General features: G+C 65.7%; 21 protein-coding genes. 20 read left to right on the top strand and 1 reads right to left on the bottom strand.

Annotated elements, in window-relative coordinates:
* Nucleotides 1-35: 35 nt before the first annotated feature.
* Nucleotides 36-233, bottom strand: a complete 198-nt coding sequence (locus PSEMAI1_RS0118885) for a DUF2909 domain-containing protein (protein WP_024304376.1) — start codon at nt 231-233, stop codon at nt 36-38.
* A gap of 73 nt (nt 234-306) precedes the next feature.
* On the opposite strand from PSEMAI1_RS0118885, the gene PSEMAI1_RS20760 reads away from it, so the two are divergent.
* From PSEMAI1_RS20760 to PSEMAI1_RS0118785, 20 genes are all read left to right on the top strand, one after another.
* Nucleotides 307-933 carry an SURF1 family protein gene (locus tag PSEMAI1_RS20760; protein ID WP_232219984.1) on the top strand — a complete coding sequence of 209 codons (627 nt, stop codon included), beginning with the start codon at nt 307-309 and terminating at the stop codon, nt 931-933.
* Nucleotides 930-1,487, top strand: a complete 558-nt coding sequence (locus tag PSEMAI1_RS0118875; RefSeq protein ID WP_029770838.1) for a hypothetical protein — start codon at nt 930-932, stop codon at nt 1,485-1,487. The genes PSEMAI1_RS20760 and PSEMAI1_RS0118875 overlap by 4 nt, the downstream gene beginning before the upstream one ends.
* 66 nt (nt 1,488-1,553) lie before the next feature.
* Entirely contained in the window at nt 1,554-2,573 is a 1,020-nt protein-coding gene (locus tag PSEMAI1_RS0118870; protein ID WP_024304373.1) for a heme A synthase, read from the top strand.
* Complete coding sequence (cyoE, locus tag PSEMAI1_RS0118865) at nt 2,570-3,469, top strand: heme o synthase (RefSeq protein WP_024304372.1); 900 nt, start codon at nt 2,570-2,572, stop codon at nt 3,467-3,469. The genes PSEMAI1_RS0118870 and cyoE overlap by 4 nt, the downstream gene beginning before the upstream one ends.
* Complete coding sequence (locus PSEMAI1_RS0118860) at nt 3,469-4,056, top strand: SCO family protein (RefSeq protein ID WP_024304371.1); 588 nt, start codon at nt 3,469-3,471, stop codon at nt 4,054-4,056. The genes cyoE and PSEMAI1_RS0118860 overlap by 1 nt, the downstream gene beginning before the upstream one ends.
* 37 nt (nt 4,057-4,093) lie before the next feature.
* Nucleotides 4,094-4,864: a flagellar brake protein gene (locus PSEMAI1_RS0118855; protein WP_232219956.1), complete on the top strand. Its 771-nt coding sequence runs from the start codon at nt 4,094-4,096 to the stop codon at nt 4,862-4,864.
* 37 nt (nt 4,865-4,901) lie between these two features.
* Entirely contained in the window at nt 4,902-5,543 is a 642-nt protein-coding gene (gene hisG / locus PSEMAI1_RS0118850; RefSeq protein WP_024304369.1) for an ATP phosphoribosyltransferase, read from the top strand.
* 18 nt (nt 5,544-5,561) lie between these two features.
* Entirely contained in the window at nt 5,562-6,854 is a 1,293-nt protein-coding gene (gene hisD, locus PSEMAI1_RS0118845; protein WP_024304368.1) for a histidinol dehydrogenase, read from the top strand.
* A gap of 134 nt (nt 6,855-6,988) precedes the next feature.
* Nucleotides 6,989-8,059 carry a histidinol-phosphate transaminase gene (gene hisC / locus PSEMAI1_RS0118840; RefSeq protein ID WP_024304367.1) on the top strand — a complete coding sequence of 357 codons (1,071 nt, stop codon included), beginning with the start codon at nt 6,989-6,991 and terminating at the stop codon, nt 8,057-8,059.
* Nucleotides 8,056-8,655: an imidazoleglycerol-phosphate dehydratase HisB gene (hisB, locus tag PSEMAI1_RS0118835; protein ID WP_024304366.1), complete on the top strand. Its 600-nt coding sequence runs from the start codon at nt 8,056-8,058 to the stop codon at nt 8,653-8,655. Before hisC ends, hisB begins: the two co-directional genes overlap by 4 nt.
* Entirely contained in the window at nt 8,652-9,293 is a 642-nt protein-coding gene (gene hisH, locus PSEMAI1_RS0118830) for an imidazole glycerol phosphate synthase subunit HisH (RefSeq protein ID WP_024304365.1), read from the top strand. The genes hisB and hisH overlap by 4 nt, the downstream gene beginning before the upstream one ends.
* Nucleotides 9,294-9,317: 24 nt before the next feature.
* Nucleotides 9,318-10,058 (top strand): 1-(5-phosphoribosyl)-5-[(5-phosphoribosylamino)methylideneamino]imidazole-4-carboxamide isomerase, encoded by a 741-nt coding sequence (hisA, locus tag PSEMAI1_RS0118825; RefSeq protein ID WP_024304364.1) that lies wholly within the window; start codon nt 9,318-9,320, stop codon nt 10,056-10,058.
* 77 nt (nt 10,059-10,135) lie between these two features.
* Nucleotides 10,136-10,903: an imidazole glycerol phosphate synthase subunit HisF gene (hisF, locus tag PSEMAI1_RS0118820; protein ID WP_024304363.1), complete on the top strand. Its 768-nt coding sequence runs from the start codon at nt 10,136-10,138 to the stop codon at nt 10,901-10,903.
* 21 nt (nt 10,904-10,924) lie between these two features.
* Nucleotides 10,925-11,311, top strand: coding sequence for a phosphoribosyl-AMP cyclohydrolase (hisI, locus tag PSEMAI1_RS0118815; protein ID WP_024304362.1), 387 nt, complete (start codon nt 10,925-10,927; stop codon nt 11,309-11,311).
* 115 nt (nt 11,312-11,426) lie between these two features.
* Nucleotides 11,427-11,753, top strand: coding sequence for a phosphoribosyl-ATP diphosphatase (locus PSEMAI1_RS0118810; RefSeq protein WP_029770837.1), 327 nt, complete (start codon nt 11,427-11,429; stop codon nt 11,751-11,753).
* A gap of 19 nt (nt 11,754-11,772) precedes the next feature.
* Nucleotides 11,773-12,096, top strand: coding sequence for a histidine triad nucleotide-binding protein (locus PSEMAI1_RS0118805; RefSeq protein WP_024304360.1), 324 nt, complete (start codon nt 11,773-11,775; stop codon nt 12,094-12,096).
* A gap of 65 nt (nt 12,097-12,161) precedes the next feature.
* Complete coding sequence (gene tatA, locus PSEMAI1_RS0118800) at nt 12,162-12,359, top strand: Sec-independent protein translocase subunit TatA (RefSeq protein WP_024304359.1); 198 nt, start codon at nt 12,162-12,164, stop codon at nt 12,357-12,359.
* 15 nt (nt 12,360-12,374) lie between these two features.
* Nucleotides 12,375-12,896 (top strand): Sec-independent protein translocase protein TatB, encoded by a 522-nt coding sequence (gene tatB / locus PSEMAI1_RS0118795; RefSeq protein ID WP_024304358.1) that lies wholly within the window; start codon nt 12,375-12,377, stop codon nt 12,894-12,896.
* Nucleotides 12,893-13,621, top strand: a complete 729-nt coding sequence (gene tatC, locus PSEMAI1_RS0118790) for a twin-arginine translocase subunit TatC (RefSeq protein WP_024304357.1) — start codon at nt 12,893-12,895, stop codon at nt 13,619-13,621. The genes tatB and tatC overlap by 4 nt, the downstream gene beginning before the upstream one ends.
* Nucleotides 13,618-13,959: a DUF2069 domain-containing protein gene (locus tag PSEMAI1_RS0118785; protein WP_024304356.1), complete on the top strand. Its 342-nt coding sequence runs from the start codon at nt 13,618-13,620 to the stop codon at nt 13,957-13,959. The genes tatC and PSEMAI1_RS0118785 overlap by 4 nt, the downstream gene beginning before the upstream one ends.
* Nucleotides 13,960-14,069: the final 110 nt, after the last annotated feature.

Raw genomic sequence — 14,069 nt, 5'->3', positions numbered from 1 at the left:
GGCCTTGGTGATGCCAAGGCCAAGCCGGCAGGATCTTACACGTGATGGGGTCGCCACCAGCCGAACAGGGCTCCCAGAATCAACAGACAGAACAGGCCGATCGATAGGCCGACCCGCAGCGTCAGCGAGCGCACCACGCGTTGCGAGCCCGGTTCGGCGCGCAACAGGCCGTTCAGTCCCCAGAACAGGGTGAGGATGATGCAGGCGAGCAGAAGCAGTACGAGCAGTTTCATATCCGTTCCCCCTTTGCCAGTGTCCTCTTGTAAGCCTAGACGAAAGTCCGGCGCTTGGCAGGCCCTGGGGTTGGTGCTGCTGGCCGGCCTGCCCTGCTTCCTCTCGGTGTGGCAATGGCAGCGCGGCGAAGTTCGCGCCGCCCAGCTGGCCGCCTTCGATGCCGCCGGCCGCCGCCCGGCCACGGCATTGCTGGCGCGGCCGCTACCTGCCGCGCCGGACACGAGCCAGGTGCGGCTTCACGGTTACGCCGTGGGGGCGCCAATGCTGCTGGCCAATTCCTTGCGTGATGGCCGTCCTGGCGTGCGGCTGCTGGTGCCGGTGGCGCTCGCCGACGGTTCGGCCGTGCTGGTGGACCGGGGCTGGCTCGCCGAGGCGCAAGCCGGCGTGAGACTGCCGCCGTTGCCGGCCGAGCTCGACGGGCGCTGGATGCCCCTGCCGCAGCGCTTCACGCTGCCCGGTGCGGTCAGCGGCGCCGGGGGGAGGGTGGATGCCGTCGACCCGGTACAGCTTGCCAAGCGACTGGGCCGGCCTCTGCGCGCCGGCGTGGTGGTGTTGGGGCAGACCACCACGCCGCTGCAGCCCTGGCCCGCCCGTCCCCCTTTCGATCCGCGGCGCCACTATGGCTACGCTTTGCAATGGCTGCTGCTTGGGCTATGCCTGATAACAGGGTCGGTGCTGCTATGGAGGCGCTCATCATGATGTCGCTGCCGGTAGGGAAGGTGCGTTCTGGCACCGCAGACGGGACGCCGCGGTATTCGACACGGTACGCCCGCATCAAGCTGCTGCTGATCGCCTTGTTCTGCGCCAGCCCGGTGTTGGGGTCCTATCTGGCGTACTACCTGCTGCCGCCGGCCGGTGGCAAGAGCTATGGGCAGTTGCTGACGGTCGAACCGCTTGCCGCCGCCCGTCAGCCGGGTTGGCCCAAGGGCAAGTGGGTGCTGCTGACGGTGCAGGATGGCCGCTGCTCGGATAGCTGCAAGCAGCGGCGCTTCGTGCTGAAGCAGATCCATACGGCACAGGGTGAGGCGGCCGAGCGGTTGCGGCGCATCGAATTGCGGCCGGTTGGGGCGGGGCCGCTGCCGGCGGGCCTGCTCGGGCTGCCGCTCGACGCCGCGACCGGCCTGCGTCGCGACGGCTATTACCTGGTCGACCCGCTGGGCAACCAGGTGATGTTTTATTCCGATCAAGCCGAACCGGTGCCGGTCATCCGTGAGCTGACCCGTTTGCTCAAGACCAATAACGGCCTGGGTTGACGATTTCGCCGTGGCGCCTGGGGGCAGCAGGAGCGCGGCAGAGAGGCAACTTGTGCAGGGGGAGAGATGAGAAAACTTATCGGCCTCGCCATCCTCTTGGCTGCGATCGTGGTGCCGCTCGGCGCCTACGTTCGCCTCTCCGACGCCGGGCTGGGCTGCCCGGACTGGCCCGGCTGCTATGGCCAGCTGTCGCCCCATCATGCCGCCGACACCATTCAGCAGGCCGCTGTGGCCAACCCCGACGGCCCGGTCAGCCTGCCCAAGGCGTGGAAGGAGATGGTCCACCGCTACCTCGCGGCTGCCTTGGGGCTGGCCATCCTGCTGACGGCGCTGTCGGCCTGGCGTCTTCGTCGTGACCGGCTGCCGGCCGGCCTGCTGCTGGGTGGGGTGGTGCTGCAGGGGCTGCTCGGCATGTGGACCGTTACCCTGCTGCTCAAGCCCGCCATCGTCTCGCTGCACCTGATCGGCGGCATGAGCATCGCCGCCGGCCTGGGCTGGTTCGGCCTGCGCCGCTACTGGCCGACCATCACCGTGCCGCGTGGGGTAAGTGTGCTCGCCTGGTCGCTGGTGTTGGCCATCCTGCTGCAGATCGGGCTCGGCGGCTGGGTGTCGTCCAACTATGCGGCGTTGGCCTGCCAGGGCTTTCCCCAGTGCAATGGGTCCTGGCTGCCGCCGGCGATGCGCTTCGACCACGCCTTCCACCTGTGGCGCGAGCTGGGTGCGGCGCCGGACGGCACGCCGCTGGACAGCGCCAATCTGGTCGCCATCCACTGGCTGCATCGCGTCGGCGCCGTGCTGGTGTCTCTGCTGGTATGCGGTCTGGTACTGGGAGCCTGGCAACAGGCCGCGCTACGCCCGCGCCTGTTGCTCCTGCTGGCCGCCTGGTTGCTGCAGGTGGCGCTGGGCATCGCCAACGTCCTGCTGCTGTTGCCGTTGCCGCTGGCCGTGGCGCATAACGCCGGTGCGCTGTTGCTGTTGTCCGTGGCGCTGCTGCTCGCCGTGCAGTGTCGGGCAAGAGCGCCGTCAATCGTATTCACGCGCTCGATCCGGCTACACGGCCTGGCCAACAAAAGGAGTCTGCAATGACGACGCTGAGCCGCGACCTCACCCTGAACCACGCCCGTGCCCTGTGGCAGTTGGCCAAGCCGCGCGTGGTGGCGCTGATCGTGTTCTGCGCCGTGATCGGCATGTTCCTCGCCACCCCCGAGCTGCCTCCGGCCAGCCTGGTGATCCCCGCCACGCTGGGCATCGCGCTGGTGGCCGGCGCGGCGGCGATGATCAACTGTCTGGTCGAGCGTACCGTCGATGCGCGCATGCGCCGTACCGCCTGGCGCGCCACCGCGCGCGGCGAGGCCAGCGTGCTGGAGACCCTGCTGGTGGCCCTCACCGCCGGCGGCTTCGGCATGGCGCTGCTGGTCGCCTTCGTCAATACGCTCACCGCCTGGCTGACGCTGGCCACCTTCGTCGGCTATGCCATCGTCTATACCCTGCTGCTCAAGCCCAATACGCCGCAGAACATCGTGATCGGCGGCGCCAGCGGCGCCATGCCGCCGGTGCTGGGCTGGGCGGCCGTGACCGGCGACATCAGCGCGCTGGCGCTGGTGCTGTTCCTGATCATCTATACCTGGACGCCGCCGCACTTCTGGGCGCTGGCGTTGTACCGGCGCGACGATTACGCCCGCGCCGGCCTGCCGATGCTGCCGGTCACCCATGGTATCCGCTTCACCACACTGTCCGTCCTGCTCTATACCTGTCTGCTGGCCGGCGTGACGTTGCTGCCGGTGGCGCTACGCGGGGCCGGGCTGCTCTACTTGTTCGCCGCGCTGGCGCTCAACGCCCGCTTTATCTGGCTTGCCGCCCGTCTCCATCGCCAGTATGCTGACGCCCTCTCGCGCCGCACCTTCACCTGGTCGATCTGGTACCTGACCTGGCTGTTTGCGGCCCTGCTGATCGATCATTACTGCTGGATTGCTCCGTACTGATGCGCGCATTGATAGTCAGGCTGCTGACAGGTTTGTTGCTGGCGTCGCTGCTGGCGTGTTCCCCTGACGTCAAGAAGGCGGAATTCAAGGGCACCGACATCGCCGGTGCCCAGTTCGGCGGGGACTTTACCCTGACCGATCACACCGGCAAGGTCCGCTCGCTCAGCGATTTCAAGGGCAAGGTGGTGGCGCTGTTCTTCGGCTATACCCACTGTCCCGACGTCTGCCCCTCCACCATGCTCGAGTTCGCCTCGGCGATGAAGCTCTTGGGGGCGGAGGCCGACCAGGTCCAGGTGCTGTTCATCACGGTCGATCCCGAGCGCGACACGCCGGCGCTCCTGGCCGGCTACGTGCCGCACTTCGATGCGCGCTTCATCGGCCTGAGCGGGAGTCCGGAGGCCGTGCGCCAGGTTGAAGAGCGCTTCAAGATCGTGGCGCAGAAGCGTTCGGAGCCGGGTGGTGGCTACAGTGTGGACCATAGTGCCGGTGCCTATCTGATCGATCGGAGTGGGCGATTGCGCGTCTATCTGCCCTACGGGCTGCCCGCGGCCGATCTGGCTCATGATATAAAAGAGCTAATACGCTAAAATGGGCGTTGATGCGCCGCAAAAGATACCGAAAGTCGTGATTGTGACCGAAGAAAACAGCTCCGATAGCCCGGTCGGCCCCAGTGACGCGCTGGAGCTGGGCAACTACACCCTGGCATCGCCGGTCGAGATTGCCCATCATCTCAAGAACATTGCCCAGCAAGGGCATATGGTGACGGTGTTTTCCAACAAGGGTCGCACCTTCATCCTCACCCGCATCCTGGATGTCGATTTCCAGAACGGTACCCTGGCATTGGACTGGGGGGCCGAGGCCAGCGTCAACGAGCAGTTCCTGGCCAGCGAGCGCAATGTGTTCGTCTGTTCGCCGGACGGCGTCAAGACCCAGTTCGTCACCGGCCAGGCACGGCGCATCGATTTCGACGGACGCCCGGCCTTCGAGGTGAACCTGCCGGAACAGGTGATCAAGCTGCAGCGGCGCGAGTTCTTCCGCATCCAGACGCCGGTGGCCAACCCGGTCATCTGCCGCATTGTCGATTATCCGCAGCACACGCTGGACCTGTCGCTGTACGACATCAGCCTGGGCGGCCTGTCGTTCTGGCTGCCGTCGCCGCTCACCCCCGGTTTCGACGTCGGGCAGGTGTACAACGACTGTTCGCTCGATCTCAAGGCACTGGGCGTGCTGCAGGTCCGTCTCGAAGTGCGTCACCGCCTGCCGGTGCAGCGCCGTAACGGCCAGGACGCGATGCGTATCGGCTGCGCCTTCCAGCAGTTGCCGACCGCCATGGAGAACCTGATCCAGCGCTACGTCGGCCAGCTCGAGCGCGAGCGCCGTGCCCTGCTACCCTGATGCCCAACCTTATTGAATTGATTGTCTGAGCCCCACCATGACGTTGACGATCGCCCTGTCCAAGGGCCGCATTTTTGAAGAAACCCTGCCTCTCTTGGCCGCCGCCGGCATCGTTCCGGCCGAAGACCCGGAATCCTCGCGCAAGCTGATCATCGGCACCAACCATCCGGACGTGCGCCTAGTCATCGTGCGCGCCTCGGACGTGCCGACCTACGTGCAGTACGGCGCCGCCGACCTCGGCATCGCCGGGCGCGACGTGCTGATCGAGCACGGCGGCGCCGGCCTGTACCAGCCGCTAGACCTCAACATCGCCAAGTGCAAGATGATGGTGGCGGTGCAGAACGGCTTCGACTACGACGACGCCGTCAAGCACGGCGCGCGTCTCAAGGTGGCGACCAAGTACCCGAAGATCGCCCGCGAGCACTTTGCCCAGAAGGGCGTGCACGTCGACATCATCAAGCTCTACGGCTCGATGGAGCTGGCGCCGCTGGTCGGCCTGGCCGACGCCATCGTCGATCTGGTCTCCACCGGCGGCACGCTGCGCGCCAACAACCTGCAGGCGGTCGAGCATATCCTCGACATCAGCTCGCGGCTGGTGGTGAACCAGGCCGCACTGAAGCTGAAATACAACACCATCCAGCCGGTGCTGGATGCCTTCGCCTCGGCCGTGCCGGCCTGAGCCAGAAACGGAACCAGCATGTTGCGACTCTCTTCCTCCCAAGCCGATTTCGCCGAGCGCCTCAAGCAACTCTTGGCGTTCGAAACCGCGCAGGACCCGGCGGTCGACGCCGCCGTCGCCGCCATCTGCGACGACGTCAAGGCGCGCGGCGATGCCGCGCTGGTCGAGTACACCAACCGTTTCGACCGCACCGATGCGGCCTCGATGGCCGGGCTGACGCTGTCGCGCGACGAGCTCGAAGCCGCCTATAAGCGTCTGTCCCCCGAGGTGCGCGAGGCGCTGGAAGCCGCCGCTGGGCGCGTGCGGCGCTACCATGAGAAGCAGCTGATGCAGTCGTGGAGCTACGAGGACGAGGACGGCACGCTGCTCGGCCAGCAGGTCACCGCGCTCGACCGCGTCGGCATCTACGTGCCGGGTGGCAAGGCGGCCTATCCCAGCTCGGTGTTGATGAACGCGCTGCCGGCCAAGGTGGCCGGGGTCGGCGAGATCATCATGGTGGTGCCGACGCCGGGCGGCGAGAAGAACGACCTGGTGCTGGCCGCGGCCTACGTCGCCGGCGTCGACACGGTGTTCACCGTGGGCGGTGCGCAGGCCGTCGCCGCGCTGGCCTACGGCACCGAGAGCGTGCCGCAGGTGGACAAGATCACCGGCCCGGGCAACGCCTACGTCGCCGCCGCCAAGCGCCGCGTGTTCGGTGTGGTCGGCATCGACATGGTGGCGGGCCCGTCCGAAATCCTGGTGATCTGCGACGGCGAGACCGATCCGGACTGGATCGCCATGGACCTGTTCAGCCAGGCCGAGCACGACGAAATCGCCCAGGCCATCCTGCTGTGCCCGTCGGCCGACTACATCGCCCGGGTGGAAGCCAGCATCGCCAAGCTGCTGCCAACCATGCCGCGCCGCGCCATCATCGAGGCCAGCCTCGGCAACCGCGGTGCGCTGATCGAGGTGATGGACCTAGCCGAGGCCTGCGCCATCGCCAACTACATCGCGCCGGAACACCTGGAACTGTCGGTGGCCGAACCGGAGGCCTGGCTGCCCGGCCTCAAGCATGCCGGCGCCATCTTCATGGGCCGCTTCACGTCGGAATCGCTGGGCGACTACTGCGCCGGCCCCAACCATGTGTTGCCGACCAGCCGCACCGCCCGCTTCGCCAGCCCGCTGGGCGTGTACGACTTCCAGAAGCGCACTAGCCTGATCCGCGTCTCGCACGCCGGTGCGCAGCGGCTGGGCAAGATCGCCAGCGTGCTGGCCCATGGCGAGGGACTGACCGCCCACGCCCGCGCCGCCGAATTCCGGCTGGATAAATGAGGCGGATCGCGCCGCCCGCGAGTAGCCCAATCGTAACGAACACGGTACGATGATGCTTTGTCGCCACCCTGAGCCGGCCCCCCCCTGCGGGGCCGCAGCGTCCCGGCCGTGATCGGCCGGTTCGTGGAATCGAGATGAAACTGTCTGCACAACACCTGGTCCGCCCGGAAATCGCCGCCATGGGGGCCTATCACGTCGCCGATGCCTCGGGCCTGATCAAGCTCGATGCCATGGAAAACCCCTACCGCCTGCCGGAGCGCCTGCGCGCGGAACTGGGGCAGGCGCTGGCCGACGCGCTGATCAACCGTTATCCCGATTCGCACGGTGGCGGACTCAAGCAGCAGCTGAAGGACGCCTTCGCTATTCCGGCCGCCGCCGAGGTGCTGCTCGGCAACGGTTCCGACGAAATCATCACGCTAGTCGCGCAGGCGCTAGCCAAGCCCGGCGCGGTGATGCTGGCGGCCGAGCCGTCGTTCGTCATGTACAAGATGAACGCACTGTTTTCCCGGCTGGAGTACGTCGGCGTGCCCTTGCGGGCCGATTTCTCGCTCGACCTGCCGGCCATGCTGGCCGCCATCGAACGGCACCAGCCGGCCGTGGTGTTCCTGGCCTACCCGAACAACCCCACCGGCAACCGCTTCCCGCGCGAGGACGTGCTGGCGGTGCTGGATGCGGCGCCGGGGCTGGTGGTGGTGGACGAGGCCTACCAGGCCTTCGCCGACGATAGCTTCATGAACCTCGCCGGCCGCGTCGACAACCTGCTGGTGATGCGCACGCTGTCCAAGCTCGGCCTGGCCGGCATCCGCCTGGGCTACGCCGCCGGCACGCCGGCCTGGATCGCCGAGCTCGACAAGGTGCGCCCGCCCTACAACGTCAACGTGCTGACCCAGGCCGCCGCCAAGGTGGCGCTCAAGCACATGGACGTGTTCGATGCCCAGGCCAGCGAGCTGCGTCGCGAACGCGCCCGGCTGGCCGAAGCGCTGGCGCAGTGGCCGGCCTGCACCGTGTACCCGAGCGAGGCCAACTTCCTCACCGTTCGCGTGCCGGACGCACCGGCCCTGTTCGACTATCTGCGCCAGCAGGGTATCCTGATCAAGAACCTGCACGGCGCGCACCCCTTGCTGGCACACTGCCTGCGCTTTACCGTCGGCTCGCCGGACGAGAACTCCGCAGTGCTTGCCGCGCTCAACGCCTACTTTTCATGACCATGCGCACCGCTACCGTTACCCGTAACACGCTGGAAACCCAGATCACCGTCAGCATCAACCTGGACGGCACCGGTCATTCGCACTTCGATACCGGCGTGCCGTTCCTCGACCACATGTTGGACCAGATCGCCCGTCACGGCCTGATCGACATCGAGATCGTCGCCCGTGGCGACCTGCACATCGACGCCCACCACACCGTCGAGGACATCGGCATCACCTTCGGCCAGGCCTTCGCCAAGGCCATCGGCGACAAGAAGGGCATCCGCCGCTACGGCCACGCCTACGTGCCGCTCGACGAGGCGCTCTCGCGCGTGGTGGTCGACCTGTCCGGCCGTCCCGGCCTGCAGTACCATATCGACTTCACCCGTGCCGCCATCGGCGGTTTCGACGTCGATCTGTTTTCCGAGTTCTTCCACGGCTTCGTCAACCACTCGATGGTGACGCTGCACATCGACAACCTGCGCGGCGTCAACAGCCACCACCAGGCCGAGACGGTGTTCAAGGCCTTCGGCCGGGCGCTCCGGATGGCGGTCGAGTTCGACGAACGCATGGCCGGCGTGACGCCGTCCACCAAGGGGACGCTGACAGCATGAAAGTCGCCGTTATCGACTACGGCATGGGCAACCTGCATTCCGTGCTGAAATCCGTTGAGGCCGTCAACGAGGTCGGCGCCGAGGTGTTCCTGACGCGCGACCCCGAGGCCATCGTCAAGGCCGACAAGGTGGTGTTTCCGGGGCAGGGCGCCATGCCCGACTGCATGCGCGAGCTCAACAGCTACGGCCTGGCCGAGGCGGTGATCGAGACCACCAAGAGCAAGCCGTTCTTCGGCATCTGCGTCGGCGCCCAGCTCTTGTTCGAGCACAGCGAGGAGGGCGACACGCCCGGCCTTGGCCTGTTCCCGGGCAAGGTGGTGCGCTTCGCCGACGGCATGGTCGACGCCAACGGCGACCGCCTCAAGGTGCCGCATATGGGCTGGAACCGGGTGTTCCAGACCGCGCGCCACCCGCTGTTCGCCGGCATCGAGGATGGCGAGCGCTTCTACTTCGTGCACAGCTACCACTTCGCCCCGGCCGACGCCGGCCTGACGCTGGCCGAGAGCGAATACCCTGGCCGGTTTTCCTGCATCGTGGGCCGCGACAACGTGTTCGCGACCCAGTTTCACACCGAAAAGAGCCACCGCGCGGGACTTCAGATGATGAAGAACTTCCTCGCCTGGGATGGCAGTGTCTAACTTACCGACAAATCGCTCAGCACCATGTTGCTCATACCCGCAATCGACCTCAAGGATGGTCAGTGTGTCCGCCTCAAGCAAGGCGTGATGGAAGATGCCACCGTGTTCTCGGACGACCCGGTCCAGGTGGCCGTGCACTGGCGTGATCAGGGCGCCCGCCGCCTGCATCTGGTGGATCTCAACGGTGCCTTTGCCGGCAAGCCGAAGAACCTGGCGGTGATCCGCGACATTCTCGCCGAAGTGGGCGACGACATGCCGGTGCAGCTGGGTGGCGGCATCCGCGACCTCGACACCATCGATGCCTATCTCGGCATGGGGCTCAAGTACGTCATCATCGGCACCGCCGCCGTGAAGAACCCCGGCTTCCTGCATGACGCCTGCGACGCCTTCCCGGGCCAGGTGATCGTCGGCCTCGACGCCAAGGACGGCATGGTCGCCATCGACGGCTGGGCCAAGATCACCCAGCACAACGTGATCGATCTGGCCAAGCGCTTCGAGGATTACGGCGTGGCTTCGGTGATCTACACCGACATCGGCCGCGACGGCATGCTCAGCGGCGTCAACATCGACGCCACCGTCAAGTTGGCGCAGGCGCTGACCATCCCGGTGATCGCCTCCGGCGGCCTGACCAACCTCGACGACATCAAGCAGCTGTGCGCGGTGGAAGGCGAAGGCATCGAAGGTGCCATCACCGGCCGCGCCATTTACGAAGGCAGCATCGACTTCGCCCAGGCCCAGACCCTGGCCGACGAGTTGGGTGCCTGATTGATTCGCGGGACAGCGCCCGGCGGCCGTGCGGCCGGCGGGTTTGGTGTCCCGTCTTGCTGCGGTAACACTCGCCCATGCCATTAGCCAAACGCCTCATTCCCTGCCTCGACGTCACTGCCGGCCGCGTGGTGAAAGGGGTCAACTTCGTCGGTCTGCGTGACGCCGGCGACCCGGTGGAGATCGCCCGCCGCTACAACGAGCAGGGCGCCGACGAGCTGACCTTTCTCGACATCACCGCCAGTTCCGACGACCGCGACATCATCCTGCACGTGATCGAATCGGTCGCCGAGCAGGTGTTTATCCCGCTGACCGTGGGCGGCGGCGTGCGCAAGGTCGACGACATCCGTCGTCTGCTCAACGCCGGTGCCGACAAGGTCAGCATCAACACCGCTGCGGTGACCAACCCCGAGCTGGTGAAGGAAGCGGCCGACCGCTTCGGCTCGCAATGCATCGTGGTGGCCATCGACGCCAAGGCGGTGACGCCCGAGAACGACCGCTGGGAAGTGTTCACCCACGGCGGCCGCAACCGCACCGGGCTTGACGCCGTGGAGTGGGCGCGGAAGATGCAGGAGCTGGGCGCCGGCGAGATCCTGCTGACCAGCATGGACCGCGACGGCACCAAGATCGGCTTCAACCTGCCGCTGACGCGCGCCGTGTCGGAGGGCGTGAACATCCCGGTGATCGCCTCCGGCGGCGTGGGCAACCTGCAGCATCTGGTCGACGGCATCAAGGAAGGCAAGGCCGATGCGGTGCTGGCCGCCAGCATCTTCCACTTCGGCGAATACACCGTGCGCCAGGCCAAGGAAGCGATGCAGGCCGCCGGCATCGAAGTGCGGCTGTAAGTGCCCGAGACAGGAAAGACGATGAACTGGCTTGATGAAGTGAAGTGGGACGAGGACGGCCTGGTGCCGGCCATCGCCCAGGATGCCGCCAGCGGCCGCGTGCTGATGGTGGCGTGGATGAACCGCGAATCGCTGCAACTGACCGCCGACACCGGCATTGCCCATTACTGGAGCCGTTCGCGCCGGCGTCTGTGGAAGAAGGGCGAGGAATCCGGCCATCTGCAGAACGTCAAGGAGCTGCGCCTCGATTGCGATGGCGACGTGCTCATCATGCAGGTGGAACAGGCCGGCGGCATCGCCTGTCATACCGGCAGGGAAAGCTGCTTCTACCGCCGTTTCGAGAACGGTGGCTGGGTGGTGGTCGATGAGGTGCTGAAAGACCCCGACGCCATCTACCACTCGCATTGAGCCGGACTTCCCGTCCGCGCTTGACCCAGGATAAGCCCGGTCGTCCTTTGTTACCGGGCGGTAACAGAATCGACATATACTTGCCGGACCAACCCGCACAGGAACCCCCGACATCATGAGCCACGATGTGCTGAAAACGATAGGCGACACGCTGGAAGCCCGGCGTGAAGCCAGCCCGCAATCCTCTTATGTCGCCTCGTTGTTCCACAAGGGGGAGGACGCCATCCTGAAGAAGGTTGCCGAAGAGGCGGCCGAGACCCTGATGGCCTCCAAGGACAAGGACAAGCTGCACCTGGTGCGCGAAGTGGCCGATCTGTGGTTCCACTCGATGGTGCTCTTGACCTATCACGGCCTGCGCGCCGAAGACGTGCTGATGGAATTGAAGCGCCGCGAGGGCATTTCCGGCATCGACGAGAAAGCCTCGCGCACCCCGAGCGCCTGACACCCGAGGATTTGTGGACATGAGTGATTGCCTTTTCTGCAAGATTGCCGCCGGCGAGATTCCCTGCGACAAGGTGTACGAAGACGACGACGTGCTGGCCTTTCACGACATCCGGCCGATCGCCCCGGTACACTTCTTGCTAATCCCCAAGCAGCACGTCGCCTCGCTCTCCGACTGCGGTCCGGAGCACGAGGCCATGCTGGGGCGGCTGTTGGCGCGCGTTCCCCAACTGGCGCGCGAACAGGGGCTGGCGGCCGGTTTCAAGACCGGCATCAACACCGGCCGGGCCGGCGGGCAGGAGGTCTACCACCTGCACATCCACGTGTTCGGCCACAAGGTCTGAGCAAGCGGCAGTTGCGATCCCGCCGCCTGAACGATCGTTTCGAGTTTTAAGTAAAGGAAGTCATCATGGGTTCTTTCAGCATTTGGCACTGGCTCATCGTGTTGCTCGTCGTGGTTCTGATCTTCGGCACCAAGAAGCTGCGCAATGCCGGCGGAGATCTCGGCAGTGCCGTACGTAATTTCAAGGAAGGCATGAAGGGCGAAGCCGACAAGGACGACAAGCCGGCCGGACGTGTGATCGACGGCGAATCCGAGAAAAAGTAAGCGGCGGATCGCGCGGTGTTTGAAATCAGTTTTGGCGAACTGCTGCTGATCGGCGTCGTGGCGCTGATCGTGCTGGGGCCGGAGAGGCTGCCCACGGTGGCGCGCACCCTGGGCGCCCTGGTCGGCCGGGCGCAGCGCTTCGTCGCCAGCGTCAAGGCCGATATCCACCAGCAGGCCGATCTGACCGGCTTGAGCTCGCTGCAGCAGGAGGTGCAGGATGCCGCCGTCTCCTTGCGGCACAGCCTCGAGGCCGAGATGAAAGAGGTCGAAGGTGCGGTGCAGGAGAATGTCGCCGCGGTGCAGGCGGCTGGCGAGGAGGCCGTCGCCGCGCTCGATTCGGCCCGCACGCCCAGTGCCCCGGCTACCTTTGTTCCGGACGACCCGCTGGAGGCCGATCTGTTTGCCGCGGCCTGCGCAGGCGACGACGGCGTCGAGCCGACCGCGCCGAATACCGTTGTTCACGATGAAAACCAGCTGGATCTGTTCGACAGTCCGCCGGTGAAACCCGCTACCACTCCTGCCGAAACGCGCGAATGAACGAACAGCCTCTCCTGGCGCACCTGGTCGAGCTGCGCACGCGCCTGGTGCGTGCCGTCCTCGGCCTGCTGATTGTTTTCCTGGCCCTGTTCCACTGGTCCGGCGACATCTACCATCTGCTGGCCAAGCCGCTGCTCGACGTGCTGCCCAAGGGTAGCAACATGATCGCCACCGACGTCACCGCACCGTTTTTCGTGCCAGTCAAGGTGACCATGCTGGTGGCCTTCCTGATCTCGCTGCCCAATACCCTGTACCAGATCTGGGCCTTCGTCGCCCCCGGCCTGTACACCCATGAGAAGCGGCTGGTCCTGCCGCTGGTGGTGTCCAGCGTGGTGCTGTTCTTCATCGGCATGGCCTTTGCCTATTTCCTGGTGTTTCCGGTGGTGTTCGGCTTCATGTCCTCGGTCACCCCGGCAGGCGTGTCGATGATGACCGATATCGATAAGTACCTGTCCTTCGTGCTCGGCATGTTCGTCGCCTTCGGAGTGACCTTCGAGGTGCCCATCGTGGTGATCCTGCTCGCGCGCATGGGCATCGTGACGGTGGAGAAGCTGCGCGCCGCCCGCTCCTACGTCATCGTCGGTGCCTTCGTCGTCGCCGCCGTGGTGACGCCGCCCGACGTGCTGTCGCAGATCATGCTGGCGCTGCCCTTGTGGCTGCTCTACGAGTTTGGCATCTTCATGGCTATTTTCTTCGGGCGCCAGCCCAAGCACGAGGCAGCATGAGCGTACGTTTCTTTCATTGGGGGGCGATCGTCAGCCTGATCGCCCTGATCCTGCTGTCCCTCGGTTGGGAGCTGTGGCTGGCCCCCTTGCGTCCGGGTGGCTCGCTGCTGGCGCTGAAGGCGGTGGTGTTGCTGGCTCCGCTGATGGGGGTGTTGAAGGGCCGCATCTATACCTACCAGTGGTCCAGCATGTTCATCCTGGCCTTCTTCGCGGAGGGGGTGATGCGCGCCTGGTCCGATGCCGGTCTCTCGCAGCAGTTGGCCGGGCTGGAAGTCCTGCTGACCGTGCTGTACTTCGTGTTTGTCATCTTTTTTGTTCGCACTAGTCAATCCCGATAAAAAATAGTCCTGCCTCACCCTGCTGGAATGTCCTATAACGGACAGAAACAGCAACGACGGTCCAGACGGCCGATGTTGGCCATAGGGGGTGGGCGATGGATAGTGCTTCC

The sequence above is a fragment of the Pseudogulbenkiania sp. MAI-1 genome (assembly GCF_000527175.1).
GTDB lineage: Bacteria > Pseudomonadota > Gammaproteobacteria > Burkholderiales > Chromobacteriaceae > Pseudogulbenkiania.
This window is presented reverse-complemented; position numbering and strand designations above follow the sequence as displayed.

What these genes read in the sequence shown, in the direction of transcription:
- hisG (WP_024304369.1), top strand. Translation starts at nt 4,902, where the DNA reads ATGACGTTGACGATCGCCCTGTCCAAGGGCCGCATTTTTGAAGAAACC.
- tatA (WP_024304359.1), top strand. Translation starts at nt 12,162, where the DNA reads ATGGGTTCTTTCAGCATTTGGCACTGGCTCATCGTGTTGCTCGTCGTG.
- hisD (WP_024304368.1), top strand. Translation starts at nt 5,562, where the DNA reads ATGTTGCGACTCTCTTCCTCCCAAGCCGATTTCGCCGAGCGCCTCAAG.
- PSEMAI1_RS0118885 (WP_024304376.1), bottom strand. Translation starts at nt 233, where the DNA reads ATGAAACTGCTCGTACTGCTTCTGCTCGCCTGCATCATCCTCACCCTG.
- PSEMAI1_RS0118860 (WP_024304371.1), top strand. Translation starts at nt 3,469, where the DNA reads ATGCGCGCATTGATAGTCAGGCTGCTGACAGGTTTGTTGCTGGCGTCG.
- hisH (WP_024304365.1), top strand. Translation starts at nt 8,652, where the DNA reads ATGAAAGTCGCCGTTATCGACTACGGCATGGGCAACCTGCATTCCGTG.
- hisI (WP_024304362.1), top strand. Translation starts at nt 10,925, where the DNA reads ATGAACTGGCTTGATGAAGTGAAGTGGGACGAGGACGGCCTGGTGCCG.
- PSEMAI1_RS0118870 (WP_024304373.1), top strand. Translation starts at nt 1,554, where the DNA reads ATGAGAAAACTTATCGGCCTCGCCATCCTCTTGGCTGCGATCGTGGTG.
- PSEMAI1_RS0118805 (WP_024304360.1), top strand. Translation starts at nt 11,773, where the DNA reads ATGAGTGATTGCCTTTTCTGCAAGATTGCCGCCGGCGAGATTCCCTGC.
- cyoE (WP_024304372.1), top strand. Translation starts at nt 2,570, where the DNA reads ATGACGACGCTGAGCCGCGACCTCACCCTGAACCACGCCCGTGCCCTG.
- hisB (WP_024304366.1), top strand. Translation starts at nt 8,056, where the DNA reads ATGACCATGCGCACCGCTACCGTTACCCGTAACACGCTGGAAACCCAG.
- hisC (WP_024304367.1), top strand. Translation starts at nt 6,989, where the DNA reads ATGAAACTGTCTGCACAACACCTGGTCCGCCCGGAAATCGCCGCCATG.
- PSEMAI1_RS0118810 (WP_029770837.1), top strand. Translation starts at nt 11,427, where the DNA reads ATGAGCCACGATGTGCTGAAAACGATAGGCGACACGCTGGAAGCCCGG.
- PSEMAI1_RS0118875 (WP_029770838.1), top strand. Translation starts at nt 930, where the DNA reads ATGATGTCGCTGCCGGTAGGGAAGGTGCGTTCTGGCACCGCAGACGGG.
- tatC (WP_024304357.1), top strand. Translation starts at nt 12,893, where the DNA reads ATGAACGAACAGCCTCTCCTGGCGCACCTGGTCGAGCTGCGCACGCGC.
- PSEMAI1_RS0118785 (WP_024304356.1), top strand. Translation starts at nt 13,618, where the DNA reads ATGAGCGTACGTTTCTTTCATTGGGGGGCGATCGTCAGCCTGATCGCC.
- hisA (WP_024304364.1), top strand. Translation starts at nt 9,318, where the DNA reads ATGTTGCTCATACCCGCAATCGACCTCAAGGATGGTCAGTGTGTCCGC.
- hisF (WP_024304363.1), top strand. Translation starts at nt 10,136, where the DNA reads ATGCCATTAGCCAAACGCCTCATTCCCTGCCTCGACGTCACTGCCGGC.